A 15,612-nucleotide genomic window follows, 5' to 3' on the forward strand; every position below is an offset into this window, starting at 1 on the left:
CTCAGGGCCCTATGTAGGCGCTCATGTACACCGTGGAACAGCCGCCTGAGACGCCGCAGACGTCGAAGTCCTTCCCTCCCCAGGATCTTCTCGGGATTCCCGAGAACGGGTCCCAGTGGAAGTTCCCGCCGTCGAGGAGGAGCGTTATGCCGAACGTCCCCATCGGGTCGTCGTCGTTGCCCCAGTTACCGGAATCCTCCTCCCAGCCGTCGTACTCGACGTAGACGAAGGGCGTCCTTATGCTGCTCAAATTGACCAGGGTGAGCCCGAAGGGGATTATCTTGACGGTGTTCCCGTTTATGACCCCGTGGTCGAGCTTGCCGTCGGAGAAGTCCCCCACCGAGAAGCCCACCGTTCCGCTGCTCCTGTCGAGCTTTGGATAGGCGTAGGCCACTCCCTCTGGAACCATCGTCGTGATCTCCCCTATGAGGGCGTCATCGACCTCGGCATTTCCAGGAGTGAAACCGGTGGAGGCCCTGAAGAAGGCGTAGTACTCGTCGTCGCCCCACTCGGTGTCCTTCGTGAAGAGCAGTCCATCAACCGACAGCTCGAGCCTCGCGTAGCGCGCCGCCCTTGGAAGGTCGACCTCGTAGATGATGTAGGTGACCACCATGTTGCCGTCCTTCGAGACCGACCTGACGAGGTAGCCGTCGCTGTAGTCCCTCCTCGGGTCGAAGGATATCGTGTCGTAGCCCACCCTGTCCGGCGGTGCGCCGAAGAGGTTCGCTAAAGCCTCGCCCCAGAAGTAGCTGGCGCTCTCGCCGGTCTCCAGCTGGTGGAGGAGCATCGCCCCTGTGTAGCCGTGCTCGACGAGGCTCGATATCTCGCCCGTCGCGAGGCCTACCGCGGCATCGAGGAGGAAACCTGCACCGAGCTTGACGTACGTTCCGAGGTCGTCGTTGTCCCAGCCGGTCGTCTTGACGAATATCATCTGATACTTCTTGGCTTCGTCGAGGGGCATCGCCAGGACAGGGTAGCCGTTCGTGAAGGGCCAGTCCGGCCTTGCCGCGTTCCTGTCGTGGTATAGAAGCCTGCTGTGGTCATCAGCTTCGATCCAGAGCCTGAGCGGGTAGCCGAAGACGTAGATGGGGCTGTACTCGATTTTATTGAGGTTCTCGTAGTAGTTCGTGCCGTAGGCCCACGAGACGAGGCTTATCTCCCCCTCGGCCTTGTCCTTGTTGCCCTTGATGTAGACGTCCTCGACCACCACAACGATGTACCTATCAACGTCCTCCTCTATGCTCAGCCCGCTGGTGGCGTTGAACCAGAGGTTCCCCTCGGCCGGGAAGCGGTTTTCTAGGACGGGGTTGGAGAACCAGAACCGGAACTCCCTCCACGGGATTATGGAGAAGAGGTTCTCGACCGTGAACTCCACGTAGGGGCCGAGCTCCGTTTCCCCGCGGATGACGTCCCCCTCGCGGTAAACGCTCCCGGAGCTGTCCTTGAGCTGGAAGTGGCTCGACCCTATCTCCGCGTACCAGTCAAACTCGCCGTTGTCGGTGCTGTCTATGAACATGTCGCCGGGTATGAAGTCCTCATACGTTTCCTCGTCCTTGAACTGGAGCCTGAACTTCACGTCATCGCCGAGAACCTCGGCGTACAAAGCTACGCCGCTCTTGGCGTCGCCGTAGTAGGCCGGGGCGTAGTAGTCAATCCTCCCCAGGGTTGCTTTTATGATGAACTTCCCGGTCTCGGGGTAGCTGAACCTCTGACCGGTCTTCGGATCCTCTGGGTTGCCCTCTATGCGCATGAAGACTGTGTCGGGGAATATCTCCGAGAAGTTCTCGACGGTGAACCTCACAATTGAGCCATCTATCTCGACGCTCCCCTTTTGGACCTCGGTGAGGCCGCCTCCGGTAACGCTGTAGAGCGTGAAGCTTCCCAGGTAGAGGTGGAGCTCCCATCTCTCGCCAAACTCCTCGCCGGTGTCGAACTTAAGGATTGTAGGCCTGTAGGACGCTATCACCCTACCCTGGAGGTCCCTCAGCTCTTTGATATGAACGTATTCCCTTGCCAGCTCCTCGCTCTCGAACTTTATCGTGAGGGCAACGCTCTTCCCCGGCTCGCGGGACGAGGTCAGTATCGAGACCCACTCCACTATCTCGCCGTTGGGCTCGCTCGCCATGCCCGTCAGCGGGCCGGCGTAGGTCAGGTTGCTGTTAAGCCTGTAAATTGGGATTATCGCGGGCGTTAGGTTGACGTTGAGGATCGGGAAGCCAATACCCGTCCCGTTTTCGTTCCTCTCACCGGCCTCGCAGCCGAGGTCCGGATCCGAGTTCTCATCGCAGATGACGTTGCCGTCCTCGTCGAACTGGAGGCTTTCGTTGGCAGGCGTTTCCGTTGATGTCCCGGTCTCCGCTTGAGTTTGGGTTTCCGTCTGGGTTACGGTCTCGGTCACCGTCTCGGTTGTCCCCTGGGTCTCCGTTGTTGTGCTCTCGCTTATTCCTCCTTCCCAGCTGTTCTCGCCGGTTTGGGAACCGGTCTCTGTGGGTGAAGGGGTGTTTCCAATGCACCCCCCAATGATGACTAACGCGCTCAGTAAAACAAGAACCAATATCCTTGAGGTTTTTTTCATACACGCACCTCCAAGTCCAAACCCTGGCCTGAAAAAGAAACGCCACACACGGGTTTGGATTGGTACAACTCCGGCGCCATTTTATTTAAGGATACCTCTGATGAATCACTCTTCAGAGGATAAACTTTATTAATCCGCCTGGATTATCACAATCGGTGGTAGAATGATCGAGGTTGAGGACCTCACCAAGGGCTTCGGCTCGACGATGGCCGTTAAAGGAATAACCTTCACCGTTGCCGACGGCGAGATTTATGGCCTCCTCGGCCCGAACGGGAGCGGTAAGAGCACGACGATGAAGATTCTGGCGGGCATACTGCAGCCTACCTCCGGGCGCGTCGTTGTTGGAGGCATTGATGTTGACAAGAACCCCATTGAGGTTAGAAGGATAACCGGCTACGTTCCGGAAACGCCGGTTCTTTACGAGAGCCTCACACCGGTTGAGTTCTTCAACTTCGTGGGGAGCGTGAGGGGTATCCCGAGGGAAGAACTCCAGGAGCGCGTTGAAACGCTCGTCAGGGCCTTTGGCATAGAGAGCTACCTCGGTGAGATGATAGGTTCGCTCAGCTTTGGAACGAGGCAGAAGGTGTCTCTCATAGCGGCCATGCTCCACGACCCGAGGGTTCTGATCCTTGACGAGGCCATGAACGGCCTTGATCCCAAGAGCGCGAGGATTCTGAGGGAGCTTCTGCTCCAATTCCGAGATGAGGGCAAGAGCATTGTCTTCTCCACTCACGTTCTTGCGCTGGCCGAGACGATATGCGACCGCGTTGGCGTCATCTACAACGGCGAGATAATCGCCGAGGGCACGGTTGAACAGCTTAAGGAGTTTGCCCACGAGGAGAGCCTGGAGGACGTTTTCCTCAAGCTCACCGAGAGCCAGGACGAGGTTGCTGGAATAGTTCAGGTCCTGAAGGAGACCCTCTAAGGTGGGAGTATGTGGGAGATAGTCAGAATCCTCTACAAGGAACTCCACTACAGGCGTTTGAAGAGCAACCCTCAAGTGGCGGCCGACCCAGAGAGGTTCAGGAAGCAGCTCAAGAACGCCGGTGATATAAAGCGGGGTATAGCTCTCCAATCGGTCGCCTTCCTCTTCTTTGGGTTCATGATGGCGGGAGCGGTGCTTGGGGCGGAGGACGAAAAGAGGGCGGCGATCCTGTTCGCGACCTACGCGATGCTTCCGTTCATAATGGCTCTCTACGCAACGACGGTGAATGCCTCCTACGCGGTCTCGATGGGGATTTTCGAGCCCCTTAAGCCGCTCCCGGTTAAGACGGGCGCTAAGTACCTCAGCCTTCTCCTGGCGATAGACAACGTCCCCGCGGTCATAGCCCTCCTGCCTGTGGCGGCTGCGATGACCTTTAAGTACGGCGCCCCCGGCCTCGTTGGCCTGCTCTGGGTGCTCGTCGGCACTTTCCTCGGCCACGTTCTCGGCCTGGTGGTGTTCACCTTCTTTGGCTCCGCCAGCGTTGGTGGCAGGTTCTCGAAGCTCAGAACCCTCGCCAGAACCCTCGGCGTTCTGCTCTTCATAAGCATGTTCTACGCCCTCAACTATCTCCAGGAGTACGTGAACGAGCACTACGAGGAGATCCTGCCCTTCTTTGCCCGGTACTCCATAGCCTACCCCTTCTCGGTCGCCTCGATAACCGAGCCACTCCACTCACTCCTGATTCTCCTCTGCTACCTTGCGGTTCTCGTTCCGCTCTACTGGCTCGTTCTCGGGAGGCTCTGGAGTGGACTGGAGGAGGGGGTGAGGGTTTCCCACGCAAGAATCGTCCGCTTCAAGGCCGAAACTCACCACCCTGTTCTGGCCCTCGCGCTCAAGGATTTGAGAATAGTCTTCCGAAAGAGCGCCCTGTTAGTGGGTTTGATATTCCCCCTCTTCATAATCCTTCCGAGTGCGGTGGGGATCCTTACCTCGGGAAAGATTGGAGATTGGGCGCTCGCCTCGGTTCTCCTAATGATAGCCTGGGTGGCCTCGGTCGGGGTCGATACGGTCCTCAAGATAGATGGAAAGGAGTTCGAGTTCCTGAGGAGCCTTCCGATAACGGTCGGCCAGTTCGTGAGGGCAAAGCTCCTCGTCATGAACGCCGTCCCCGTCACCGCTGGAGTGGGACTTGTCTTGGTGGCTTCCTACATGGACCTGGGAGCGCTCCGGTTTCTCCCAGCGGCTCTCGTGTTGCCCCTTCTCACCTCCTCTGTGGCGATGGCCTTCTTTTACTGGGGCGAGCGGGAGCTTTCAGTGCCGGAAACCAACTTCGGCCACGTGCTGGCGCTGATGATACTTAACGGAATCGCCCTCGGAACCGTTGCCGGAACCTGGTACTTCATTGGCTACCCCTACGCGCTGGCGGTGGCGGCCCTGGGGGTTCTCCTCGTTCAGAGGGCCATCAGCAGGTGACGTGAAAGATTCCAAGGGTCTTTTTCCTTTCCCACAGCTCGTTGAAGAGCTTCACGGCCTCGCCGGTCGGCTTTTCGATGACCTCTTTGCCCTTCACCAGCTCCCTGCTCTCCGGAAGAAGCGACAGGTAGCCGTAGAAGCCTGTACCAACTACCAGGACGTCGAAATTCTCCTCAAGGTACTCCCTCAGCTCGTCGGGGTCGAGCTTATGACTCGTCCCGTGCTTGTCCTTGCTCAGCCACTTTTTGCGCCTCTCGATTTTTCCGCTGGGATAGATTACGATGTCGTGCTCGTAGACCTTTCCATCGACGACTATCTTCCCGAAGGCGGGATATTCAAGCTGCATAACGTCACCTCACGCCCAGTGCGTCCTTCAGGATCTTTTCGTGGTCGAACGCTAGTGGTAACTTAAGCGCCTCGTCTATTGGGACAACGTGCACTTCCTTGGCATCGTCCCCCGCCTTCAGCGTTCCCGAGCCAACCGCCAGAAAGGCCGCCGTCACTGTATGTCCCCTGGGGTCTCTGTTGGGGTCTGAGTAAATCCCCACCAACCTGATGAGCCTTACGTCGAGGCCGGTCTCCTCCCTCGCCTCTCTGACTGCTGCCTCTTCAACGGTCTCACCGTACTCCACGAACCCACCGGGTAAAGCAAAGCTGTCCTTGAAGGGCTCGTGCTTCCGCTTTATGAGGACGACACCGTTGTTGTAGAGTAGCACAACGTCCGCGGTCAGACCTATGCAGCGGTGCATCTCCACCTCCAGCTCCGGGTGCTTCCTTGATAAAAACTCCATCAGCTCTCTCTTAACCGGTTCAACGTTGTAGTCCTTTGGTGTCTTTACGAGAAGGACGTAGCGGTCCATGGGATCACCTCAGCCCCCGCTTTTCATCACGACTCAGCATGCTGACGTTTCATCATCGGTGATTAAACTCCGTGGAGTTCCCTTATATTCCTGATGCTTGGCGAGCGGGCTTAACATCAACCTCCCTCGCCAGTTCGTTCACTTCCTCCAACGGGAACGAGAAGTGACGGTGCTTCAGAAAGAGCGCGGTGAATGCGGCGGCCCTCTTGAGGGCCTGCACGAAGGGACACTCGCGGTAGAAGTACGAGAAGGAAGCCAGGAAAACGTCACCGGCACCGGTGGACTCGTCCACTGCGACCTTGACGGGACGGTAAACGTGCTTCCTGCCCCTCAAGTATGCTGTTCCCTCGTCTCCACCCTGTGAAACTAAGAGAACCTCCACGTCGCCGGGTTCAATTCCCTTCACTAGCGTCATTTCCGAAGCTTCCCCGTGGAGAACCTTTACCCCCCTGAAAACAGAGCCGTCAATGTCCTTCAGCTTCACTCTTCCAGGTTCTGGGGGCCTTATGAAGCCCTGGACGTCCGCCCCGACGAAGCTGCTCCTCTCTCTAGCGAGTTCTATGCTTTCCGGTGGTATCTCCCCCGCCACCGGGTTGAGCAGTATCATGTCGTATCCCTTCTTTGGGAAGTCCGTTATTCTCTCCGCAACGGAGAGGAGGGTCAGCTCCCGGTTATCCCTGTCGAGATAGCGGAGCCGGTAAGAGGTGCTGTTTCGCGAGGGGATTACATGGAGCCTTATCCCCGAAGCCTCGAGCTCCTCAAGCCATTTTCCTGGGAAGTCCTCCCCAACGCTCGTCAGAACCTCAACATCACAGAACCGTGACAGTGCCAGGGCGGAGTAGTAGGCTCCTCCACCGATGCGGTATTCGATTCCCGAACCCTTGACGAGGACGTCCTTCACGAGGTGGCCGACGACCAGACACTTCATTTTGTCCGTCCCAATCTTTGATATTAGCGGGCGCACCAATAAAAACCTTTTGGAAATTTCCGAAAAACTTATAAGGGCAAAAACGAAAAGCTTAAAAGGATATGTCCTTTTGGGGTGGGGCTATGAAGCGCCTGGGCAAAGTTTCTCACTACGCGAAGCAGGGGTTCTTGATTCTGCGCACCGACTGGGTACCTTCGCTCAACGACCCGGTGGTGGACAAGAAGCTCACCGTGGTCGGTGTAGTGAAGGACGTCTTTGGGCCAGTTAAGAGGCCCTACGTAGCTGTCAAGCCGCGCGTCAGAAATCCCGAGAACTACGTTGGTGCTCTGCTCTACGTTGATTCATCGAGGAAGAAGTCCGGGCACGCCAGGAAGGGCAGGCCCGGGAGGAAGGGTTCCAAGGGCCGCGGAAAGCGCCCTGCCCCCAGAAAGAGGGGGTGAGAGCTTTTGGCTGATAAGAACGTGTGTCCGATTTGTGGCTCCGATAAGCTGTTCTACGACCCGCGGAGGGGCGAGATTGTCTGTTCTGTCTGCGGTTACGTTGTTCAGCAGAATGTCGTCGATGAAGGTCCAGAGTGGCGCGCCTTCGACCCTGACCAGAGGGCCAAGCGCGCCAGGACCGGTGCGCCCATGACGTTGATGATACACGATAAGGGCCTCTCCACGGACATTGACTGGCGCGACAAGGACATACACGGCAACCAGATAACCGGAATGTACCGAACGAAGATGAGACGGCTTAGAATGTGGCAGAGGAGAATGCGCATAAACGACGCGGCCGAGCGTAACCTGGCCTTCGCCCTGAGCGAGCTGGACAGAATGGCGGCCCAGATGCGCCTTCCCCGGCGCGTCAAGGAGGTTGCGGCCTCGCTTTACCGCAAGGCCGTCATGAAGAAGCTCATAAGGGGCCGCTCCATTGAGGGAATGGTTTCTGCCGCCCTTTACGCCGCCTGCAGAATGGAGGGCATTCCCAGGACTCTCGACGAGATAGCTGCCGTTTCCAAGGTTACCAAGAAGGAGATAGGCAGGAGCTACCGCTTCCTTGCCAGGGGGCTGAACCTCAACCTCCGCCCCACCAGCCCGATAGAGTACGTGGACCGCTTTGGTGATGCGCTCAACGTCAGCGCGAGGACAAAGAAGAGGGCCAAGGAGATACTCCGCGAGGCCATAAAGAGGGGCATAACGAGCGGCAAGGGGCCGACCGGACTGGCGGCCGCGGCCCTGTATGTCGCCTCCCTCCTGGAGGGCGAGAAGAAGACCCAGCGTGAGGTGGCGGAGGTTGCACACGTCACCGAAGTGACTGTAAGAAACAGGTACAAGGAGCTGGTGGAAAAGCTCAACATAAACGTCCCGATCTGAGGGATAGCCTTGCTCATAGCGGTGACGAGCGACACCCACCACGGAGACAAGACGGGAAACGTTCCTTCTCTTCTTTTTCAAGCACTGGGTGAGCGGGGGCCGGATTTGATACTCCACGCCGGCGACGTCACCTCTCACGAGCTTCTGGAGAGACTGGAGGAGTTCGCTCCGGTTGTAGCGGTTCGCGGCAACGCCGACCGCCTCAGCCTGCCCGAGGAAAAGGTCGTCGAAGCCGGTGACGTCAGGATAGGCCTCCTCCACGGGCACCAGTTCTTCTCGCTCAACGCCCAGTTCCTGACGCTCAAGGCCCTGGACATGGGGGTCGATGTTCTCGTATTCGGCCACACGCACCGCTTCTACCACGATACCTATTCGGTTCATGGAAGAAGGGTGGTCCTCCTAAACCCCGGCTCGCCGACGTTTCCCAGAATGGACTCCGCGGGCTTTGCGTTTCTTGAAATCAACGGAGAAAACGTCAGGGTTGAGAGGGTGCGCTTCTGGTGAGAAGAGCTGGAAAAGCGTAAAAGTAGTGGAAAAGGGCCATCAGCTCTTGATGGCGAGCTTGATGTCCTCGGCCTTGACGGTCTTCCTGCCGGCGTGGTGAGCGAGATCAACGGCCTTCCTGGCGATCTCCATGGCCTTCTCCTCGAGGTGCTCGGCGAGGAGCTTCGCGGCGTCCTCGCTAACGCGGGCGGCGCCGGCCTTCCTTATAAGCCTGTCAACCGGGGCAATCGGCAACTCAGCCATTTTCCCAACCTCCTAAACGTTGTTTTGCAGGTATCTGCGTTCTATTCTAGGAAGGAAGGCCTATATAAACTTTTCGGCAACCGGGCGCTCTGGGGGGAATAATTGTCCTTTTTTGGTCTGCCAGTGGAGAAATCCCCCATCATCGGGTTGCCAACTTACTCAAGCGTCAATGCCAGCCTGAGGACGAAGTTTTGAAAACCTCCATCTAGCCTCCAATCGCTGATTATTACCATATGTGGCCCGGGATTTCCCAAACAGGTGCGGCGGTTTGGAACGCGGAGGAAGAGAAAACATCTCAGATGTTCTTAAGGAAGCATCGATGTCCCAAGAATGAACCACAGCATTTTTATAGGGATTGATGCAATCCAAAATTTACCCAGGAGGTGGAAGCATGGTGGAGAAGTTCGACAGGATATACGACTACTATGTGGACAAGGACTACGAGCCCAACAGGAAGAGGGACATAATAGCCGTCTTCCGCATAACCCCCGCTGAGGGATACTCTATAGAGGCAGTTGCCGGTGGTGTCGCCGCCGAGAGCTCGACCGGAACCTGGACGACCCTCTACAACTGGTACGAAGAGGAGCGCTGGGCGGACCTCTCGGCTAAAGCCTTCGACTTCCACGACATGGGCGACGGAAGCTGGATAGTCAAGATCGCCTATCCCTTCCACGCCTTCGAGGAGGCCAACCTTCCCGGACTTCTCGCGAGCATAGCGGGGAACGTCTTCGGAATGAAGCGCGCCAAGGCCCTGCGCCTTGAGGACCTCTACTTCCCGGAGAAGCTCATCAGGGAGTTTGACGGGCCGGCCTTCGGTATCGAGGGCGTCAGGAAGATGCTCGACATCAAGGACAGGCCCATCTACGGCGTTGTTCCAAAGCCCAAGGTCGGCTATTCGCCCGAGGAGTTCGAGAAGCTCGCCTACGACCTGCTCTCCAACGGTGCCGACTACATGAAGGACGACGAGAACCTCACCAGCCCCTGGTACAACCGCTTTGAGGAGAGGGCCGAGATCATCGCGAGGATAATTGACAGGGTTGAGAACGAGACCGGTGAGAAGAAGACCTGGTTCGCGAACATAACCGCCAACCTCCCCGAGATGGAAGAGAGGATCGAGATTCTAGCGGACCTTGGCCTCAAGCACGCCATGGTTGACGTCGTCATAACCGGCTGGGGAGCGCTGCAGTACATCAGGGACCTCGCGGCCGACTACGGGCTGGCCATTCACGGCCACAGGGCGATGCACGCGGCCTTCACGAGGAACCCCTACCACGGCATCTCGATGTTCGTCCTGGCGAAGCTTTACAGGCTCATAGGCATTGACCAGCTCCACGTCGGAACCGCCGGAGCCGGCAAGCTCGAGGGCGGAAAGTGGGACGTCATCCAGAACGCGAGGGTCCTCAGGGAGGAAACCTACAGGCCGGACGAGGGCGATGTCTTCCACCTCGAGCAGAAGTTCTACGGCATAAAGGCGGCGTTCCCGACCAGCTCCGGTGGACTCCACCCCGGCAACCTGCCGCCCGTCATAGAGGCCCTTGGAACCGACATAGTGCTTCAGCTCGGCGGTGGAACACTCGGCCACCCGGACGGACCTGCCGCGGGGGCAAGGGCCGTCAGGCAGGCCATAGACGCCATAATGCAGGGAATCCCGCTCGACGAGTACGCCAAGACCCACAAGGAGCTCGCCAGGGCTCTGGAGAAGTGGGGCCACGTTACCCCGGTCTGACAGCTTTGACGGCTTTTCTTCCCCATTTTTGTCTTCCGTTCAACTTTTCGGCCGGAGGAGATTTAACGCCAGGGGGCGTTCTTTTCTTGGTGAGAATCATGGTTCACCCAGGGGGATTCTTGGAGGTAATCACCGGTCCAATGTTCGCTGGAAAAACAACCGAGCTGATAAAGCGCATCGAGAGGCAGACCTTTGCGAAGAGAAAGGCGGCACTCTTCAAGCCGGCAATCGACAACAGGTATTCCGAAGACGAGGTCGTTGCCCACAACGGTCTGCGCTACGAGGCTTTCGTGGTTTCGACAGATGAGGACGGAGTGAGGAGGATAGTCGAGATTACGAGGAAAGGAAACTACGATGTCATAGGAATCGATGAAGTTCAGTTCTTCCCGATGGATATAGTTGGTGCCCTCGAAGAGCTGGCCGATGAAGGTGTCTACGTCATCGCCAGCGGCCTTAACCTGGACTTCAAGGCTGAGCCTTTCCCGGTCACGAAGGAGCTCCTCGTGAGGGCCGATAACATAGTCTACCTCACCGCCGTCTGCACCGTCTGTGGGAAGCCGGCGACGAGGAGTCAGCGCCTCATAGACGGTAAGCCTGCCCCGAGGGACTCGCCGGTAATACTCGTCGGCGGGAGCGAGAGCTACGAAGCCAGATGCAGGGGGCATCACTTCGTTCCCTAATTTCTTCCAGCTTTCCAACTCACCGAAAAGCTTAAAGTAATCTTTTCTTACATCAGGTTAGGGAAAGGGGGTGAGAGCATGGAGTCAAATAAGAACATGGGAAAGCTACTCGACATACTCGGGAACGAGACGCGGAGAAGGATACTTATCCTGCTCACCAAGAGGCCCTACTTCGTGAGTGAGCTCAGCCAAGAGCTGGGAGTGGGTCAAAAGGCCGTTCTGGAACACCTCAGGATACTTGAGAGCGCAGGCCTCATCGAGGGCAGGACCGAGAAGATACCCCGCGGCAGGCCAAGGAAGTACTACACCATAAAGCGCGGTTTCAGAATGGAGGTTCTCTTAACCCCGTACACCTTTGGCACGGAGATGTACGAGCCAAAGGCCCCCCGCCAGACCAGGGAGTACGCCCAGGCGAGGGCGCTTATAAAGTCCACCGAGCCTGCAGAGTCAAAGATAGACGAGCTTTTGACGTTTCTGGCCGAGATACAGGGCAGGATAGAGGAGATAATCAGAATGAAGCAGGAGCTAGAGGAGGTTCGCCTCCTTACTGAGACCTACATCGAGAACCTCCTTCGCAGGATAGCGCAGGAGAACGAGAGGGAGTTTGAGAGGCTCATGAAGCAGTTCGGCCCGAGACTGCCGAGGAAGATACTGGAAGACCTCAACGACTTTTAGGAGGAGGCGAGAGAATAAAACCCGGGAAAAGGGCGATTAAAGCATCTTGCCCTCTTCCTTCATTCTCACGAGCCTGGTTATGTAGCCCGCTATCCTGTTCCTGATGGTCTTGCTGGTGACGTTGGTGAGCTCCTCCACCTTCTTCTTGTTGTGCTCGAAGTCCCTGGTGAACTCGTTCGGGTAGCGGTCGAACAGTTCACGGGCGGTTCTCTTGATGAAAGTCTGCTTGATGTTTCCCATCATCAATCCCCCCATTAGCCTGACTCTGACAACCGTAACCCAAATCATAAGAGGCCTTTTAAAAGTTTTCTATATGGAAGAAAAAGAGGGTTATTGGAATATGATATCATCTTCCCTTGAGGAACTGTGTCAACTTGAGCTGGCCCTTTGAGGAGTTGGATGCTTGAAGAGTTGTTATGTCCTTTCCACTTATCGAGTTTCTCAATTTTTCCTCTTTAATTTCAATCTCGACTTTTTCGTGCATAATGGTCATCACGTGTCTTGCAATGAAGTATGCCAATATCGGAGGGACAGCATTTCCAATCTGCTTTAAAATCGAGCTCTTAGTTCCTAGAAACCTGAATGCATCAGGAAAGCTCTGCAACCTTGCCATTTCACGGGGGGTGATGACACGGTGTTCTTCCGGGTGCACCGCGGGAGCGTTATGATTCTCTTTCATAACGGGAGCTGGCTCGTTCCACTTGAGGCGATACCAGCTATGCTTGAACTTGGGATACACTGACTGGCCCGGAGGAGTGTTCTTTATTTTTTCTATCATCTCTGGAGAATGCCTGGTGGGGATATGGTTGTAAATGAATCTAGAGCCAACTCTCATAACTTCTTGATACGGCCGTTCGGGCGGATGAGCGTATGATTGAGGATCAGCCGGAGTTGGGGTTGGGAGATCACTTATCCCATCCCTCACTGTGAGCGGAATCTTGGTAAGGGGCTTCAGGTGAGATGGGGCCTTCAATGAGGAGCCGAGAATTATGACACGCCTGCGGTGTTGAGGCACCCAAAAGTTGACTGCATTGAGAAGCTTTATGTTCGTCTTGTACCCGTATTCCTCGGCTCTCTCCAGAACCTTCTCAGGCACTGAATCTCCTTCGGGGGTCTTCATCGTAAGCAACCCTGAAACGTTTTCCATAACAAAGTAATCCACATCTAGCTCGTGCACCAAGCGCAGGAAGTGCCAGACCAAGTTGTTCCTCTCATCATTGGGATCCCTCTTTCCAGCGTACGAGAAGCCTTGGCAGGGGGGCCCTCCGATCACAAGCACGGGATCGTCAAATCCCTTCTCTCGTAGCTTGTTCTTTATGTCCCTTCCAGTTATCTTCCTGGCATCTGCTAGGAGAGGAATCGATGATGGGTGATTCATCCTGTAAGTTTTCAAGGCATCTTCCCAGGCATCTAGCCCCAATGCAACGTCAAACCCCGCCATATCGAACCCAAGACTCAGCCCACCAGCACCACTGAACAGGTCAACAGTGACGGGCCTCTCGCCCCTCTTTGTTTCTCGAAGCGTCAACCACGTGGAAACTGCTTTCATTAGTTCATCCCTTGGGAATTTATTCAATTCAACACCCCCCACTTACGTGCGATGACTCTCCTTAAAAATTTTCTGGTAATTGTTTGTTAATCATATGTTAAGCATTTTCTTAAATATCATCATCGATACTTGACGGGGATGAGAAATGACGATCCCGCGGGTGGAGGAAATAGCTCAGAACTTGAGAGAATGCGCGCGTGACTTGAAAGCGCAGGGACTTTCTCTTAGCTGGGAGGGTCTTGATGAAACTGCCTTGAAGGGGGGACGGAACCTCTTCACCGCCCCAACGTGGCGGCAGTTCCACCTAGAATTCTTCAAGTTTAAGACGAACCAGAGGTTGAAAGGAAAAACGGTTGGAAGGAGAGAGTTCCAGGCTGCTACCATTCGGTGGGTACGGAACCAACAAGAGATGCTACTAAAAGCTGTCCTGAACCAGGAGTTCTATGGAAGAGGGAACATCTTGAAAGTAGTCACTGATGATGAGGAAATGAGGAATTTCTTCGTCGATGCCTGGATATCCAAGGAGTACCTTCCACTTACAAGAGAGGATTTCGTGAAATTCGTGAAAAGCGTGACTACTGGGCAAGAAGTTTTCCTTCAGGGAGCTCCAATTCAGTGGAAGAATCCCGAAGCGGTTACCAGGTCCTTTGGTCAAGCGGCTCTTGCGGCCTGGGAAAACGTTGAAGTCATCGGTTTTGACTTCAAGAACACCGTGGCCAACTTCTTCTCGATGACGAAGGGTCGTTCCAGGGACCTCGTTGATAGCACGCGAAGGCTCCTCGATGAGGATGATCCGGAGCTGGAGGTTGGCCTGCTGGAGGCATTGACGAGAGGCTTCTACGAAAATCAAAGCAGGACGCGCCAGCAGGTGACTCCACGCGTGTTCTTCACAATCTTCGTGTATTCCCCTGAGCTTGAGGGTGTTAGTAGAAAGGGGGACCTCTCAGCAATCGAGAAAAGGCTAGTTGACGAGTTCCTTCTCGAGGAAATGGAGAGTGGTATGAAGTCCATAACCTGGATGTATCGCGAGTTCGCCTGGGGAATAATCAATCGTAGCGTGGTCTTTCACAAGTTGCTTCCCGTGAAACTACACTTTCCCGCGGTGGAATCAGTGGTCTTGATAGCCTCGTCGATCGTGCTGGTTGTCGAGAAGACGAGTGACGGGTTCCGACCAGTCAAGGTGCTGGGCGTGTAGAGAGGTGCTGTTATGGATCAAGCAATACTCAAAAAGGCATCATTCGTCAAGTCCTCTGGCGTTAGATATGGCATCATCCTTGAATTATCCCGGAGGGGCTACGCGACTCCCAAGGAAATGGCGATCGCGCTCAACAAGCACTTGCCCACGGTTAGCCGGGCGCTCAGGGAACTTCGGACTGAAGGCATCGTCGAGTTCGTCGAGCACGAGCACTCCAAGAGCAGGTTGTACTACCTGACCAAGGAGGGAAGGAGAATAGTCAAGATGCTCTCAAGTTGCGAGGAGGCATCGTCCAATGGATCTTGACCTCTCCACCCTTGGCGTCACCTGTGAGAATTACTACAAAAAATATGGTAGAAGATTTTTTTGGAGAGTTATGGATCTAACTCCCTTTCAAGTTCTGACGACCGAGTTTCTACTGTGGAAGACGCGCGCGGAGAACGTTGACAAGTACGGCCGTGACTTGATACTGAAGGCGTCGACGCCGGAGGTTCTTCTCGAGATTCCAGTCGAGAAGATTCAAGAGAGCATTCGACCCCTGGGGCTTTACAGGAGGCGCACTCGCTTGCTAGTTAGAATTGCGGAAACGTTGGTCAGCGAGTACGATGGGATAGTTCCAAAAGATGCCCACGAGCTTCTCTCCATTCCGGGCGTTGGTTCTTACGTGACGGCTGCTACGTTGTTGTTTGCCCATGACTTACCATACATCCCCCTGGATTCCAACGTTGAAACGTACTTGTCCAGCGTCGCCGAGAACCTTGGATTCTCAGTGGAGGATAGGAGGTATCCACTCCGGGATGAATACATTGAATTTTCAAGGAAGTTCTTTAACAAAGTGAGGAGTAGAAAATACGCTGGTTGGGGCTTATTGGACTTGGCTTCCCTTCATCGAAGAGAGAATAAAAAGTAGTAACGTCACGT

The 15,612-nt window shown here is 55.5% G+C and carries 18 protein-coding genes; 11 read left to right on the forward strand and 7 right to left on the reverse strand.

The window, feature by feature from the left end:
- Nucleotide 1 precedes the first annotated feature (1 nt).
- Nucleotides 2–2,575, reverse strand: coding sequence for a hypothetical protein (locus CL1_RS07670; protein ID WP_014789309.1), 2,574 nt, complete (start codon nt 2,573–2,575; stop codon nt 2–4).
- A gap of 163 nt (nt 2,576–2,738) precedes the next feature.
- Here CL1_RS07670 and CL1_RS07675 point away from each other — a divergent pair, with 163 nt between their 5' ends.
- Nucleotides 2,739–3,500, forward strand: coding sequence for an ABC transporter ATP-binding protein (locus CL1_RS07675; RefSeq protein WP_014789310.1), 762 nt, complete (start codon nt 2,739–2,741; stop codon nt 3,498–3,500).
- 9 nt (nt 3,501–3,509) lie between these two features.
- Nucleotides 3,510–4,973, forward strand: coding sequence for a membrane protein (locus tag CL1_RS07680; protein ID WP_014789311.1), 1,464 nt, complete (start codon nt 3,510–3,512; stop codon nt 4,971–4,973).
- Here the strand turns inward: CL1_RS07680 and CL1_RS07685 are convergent.
- The 3 genes from CL1_RS07685 to CL1_RS07695 form a co-directional block, all read right to left on the reverse strand.
- Entirely contained in the window at nt 4,963–5,319 is a 357-nt protein-coding gene (locus CL1_RS07685) for an Mth938-like domain-containing protein (RefSeq protein WP_014789312.1), read from the reverse strand. The genes CL1_RS07680 and CL1_RS07685 overlap by 11 nt on opposite strands.
- A 4-nt stretch (nt 5,320–5,323) precedes the next feature.
- On the reverse strand, nt 5,324–5,833 hold the full coding sequence (locus CL1_RS07690; RefSeq protein WP_014789313.1) for an NUDIX domain-containing protein: 510 nt from the start codon (nt 5,831–5,833) through the stop codon (nt 5,324–5,326).
- An 82-nt stretch (nt 5,834–5,915) separates the two neighbouring features.
- On the reverse strand, nt 5,916–6,761 hold the full coding sequence (locus CL1_RS07695; RefSeq protein ID WP_048152147.1) for a carbohydrate kinase family protein: 846 nt from the start codon (nt 6,759–6,761) through the stop codon (nt 5,916–5,918).
- Between the two features lie 122 nt (nt 6,762–6,883).
- On the opposite strand from CL1_RS07695, the gene CL1_RS07700 reads away from it, so the two are divergent.
- The 3 genes from CL1_RS07700 to CL1_RS07710 are packed head-to-tail and all read left to right on the forward strand — an operon-like array spanning nt 6,884 to nt 8,623.
- Nucleotides 6,884–7,201, forward strand: coding sequence for a Gar1/Naf1 family protein (locus CL1_RS07700; protein WP_014789315.1), 318 nt, complete (start codon nt 6,884–6,886; stop codon nt 7,199–7,201).
- A 6-nt stretch (nt 7,202–7,207) separates the two neighbouring features.
- Nucleotides 7,208–8,119 carry a transcription initiation factor IIB gene (locus tag CL1_RS07705; RefSeq protein ID WP_048152149.1) on the forward strand — a complete coding sequence of 304 codons (912 nt, stop codon included), beginning with the start codon at nt 7,208–7,210 and terminating at the stop codon, nt 8,117–8,119.
- A 9-nt stretch (nt 8,120–8,128) separates the two neighbouring features.
- Nucleotides 8,129–8,623 carry a metallophosphoesterase gene (locus CL1_RS07710; RefSeq protein WP_014789317.1) on the forward strand — a complete coding sequence of 165 codons (495 nt, stop codon included), beginning with the start codon at nt 8,129–8,131 and terminating at the stop codon, nt 8,621–8,623.
- A 39-nt stretch (nt 8,624–8,662) separates the two neighbouring features.
- On the opposite strand, the gene hpkB is transcribed toward CL1_RS07710, so the two are convergent.
- Nucleotides 8,663–8,866: an archaeal histone HpkB gene (hpkB, locus tag CL1_RS07715; RefSeq protein WP_014013473.1), complete on the reverse strand. Its 204-nt coding sequence runs from the start codon at nt 8,864–8,866 to the stop codon at nt 8,663–8,665.
- Nucleotides 8,867–9,257: 391 nt separating this feature from the next.
- Between hpkB and rbcL the strand changes: the two genes are divergently transcribed.
- The 3 genes from rbcL (at nt 9,258) to CL1_RS07730 (ending at nt 11,947) form a co-directional block, all read left to right on the forward strand.
- A complete protein-coding gene (gene rbcL / locus CL1_RS07720) occupies nt 9,258–10,592 on the forward strand; it encodes a type III ribulose-bisphosphate carboxylase (protein WP_014789318.1) in 1,335 nt (444 codons plus the stop codon).
- A 98-nt stretch (nt 10,593–10,690) separates the two neighbouring features.
- Nucleotides 10,691–11,272: a thymidine kinase gene (locus CL1_RS07725; protein ID WP_014789319.1), complete on the forward strand. Its 582-nt coding sequence runs from the start codon at nt 10,691–10,693 to the stop codon at nt 11,270–11,272.
- Between the two features lie 78 nt (nt 11,273–11,350).
- Nucleotides 11,351–11,947: an ArsR/SmtB family transcription factor gene (locus CL1_RS07730; RefSeq protein ID WP_014789320.1), complete on the forward strand. Its 597-nt coding sequence runs from the start codon at nt 11,351–11,353 to the stop codon at nt 11,945–11,947.
- Nucleotides 11,948–11,983: 36 nt separating this feature from the next.
- Here the strand turns inward: CL1_RS07730 and CL1_RS07735 are convergent, their stop codons facing one another.
- Both CL1_RS07735 and CL1_RS07740 read right to left on the reverse strand, forming a co-directional pair.
- Nucleotides 11,984–12,187: a 30S ribosomal protein S17e gene (locus CL1_RS07735; protein WP_014789321.1), complete on the reverse strand. Its 204-nt coding sequence runs from the start codon at nt 12,185–12,187 to the stop codon at nt 11,984–11,986.
- 106 nt (nt 12,188–12,293) lie between these two features.
- Nucleotides 12,294–13,538: a DNA cytosine methyltransferase gene (locus CL1_RS07740; RefSeq protein ID WP_148267296.1), complete on the reverse strand. Its 1,245-nt coding sequence runs from the start codon at nt 13,536–13,538 to the stop codon at nt 12,294–12,296.
- A 103-nt stretch (nt 13,539–13,641) separates the two neighbouring features.
- Between CL1_RS07740 and CL1_RS07745 the strand changes: the two genes are divergently transcribed.
- The 3 genes from CL1_RS07745 to CL1_RS07755 are packed head-to-tail and all read left to right on the forward strand — an operon-like array spanning nt 13,642 to nt 15,601.
- The gene (locus CL1_RS07745; protein WP_014789323.1) at nt 13,642–14,691 is read left to right on the forward strand and encodes a hypothetical protein; all 1,050 of its coding nucleotides are present in this window, start codon (nt 13,642–13,644) and stop codon (nt 14,689–14,691) included.
- Nucleotides 14,692–14,703: 12 nt separating this feature from the next.
- The gene (locus CL1_RS07750) at nt 14,704–14,997 is read left to right on the forward strand and encodes a winged helix-turn-helix transcriptional regulator (RefSeq protein WP_014789324.1); all 294 of its coding nucleotides are present in this window, start codon (nt 14,704–14,706) and stop codon (nt 14,995–14,997) included.
- On the forward strand, nt 14,987–15,601 hold the full coding sequence (locus tag CL1_RS07755; protein ID WP_014789325.1) for an HhH-GDP family DNA glycosylase: 615 nt from the start codon (nt 14,987–14,989) through the stop codon (nt 15,599–15,601). Before CL1_RS07750 ends, CL1_RS07755 begins: the two co-directional genes overlap by 11 nt.
- Nucleotides 15,602–15,612 lie beyond the last annotated feature (11 nt).

The sequence above is a fragment of the Thermococcus cleftensis genome (genome assembly GCF_000265525.1).
In the GTDB taxonomy this organism is placed as follows: domain Archaea; phylum Methanobacteriota_B; class Thermococci; order Thermococcales; family Thermococcaceae; genus Thermococcus; species Thermococcus cleftensis.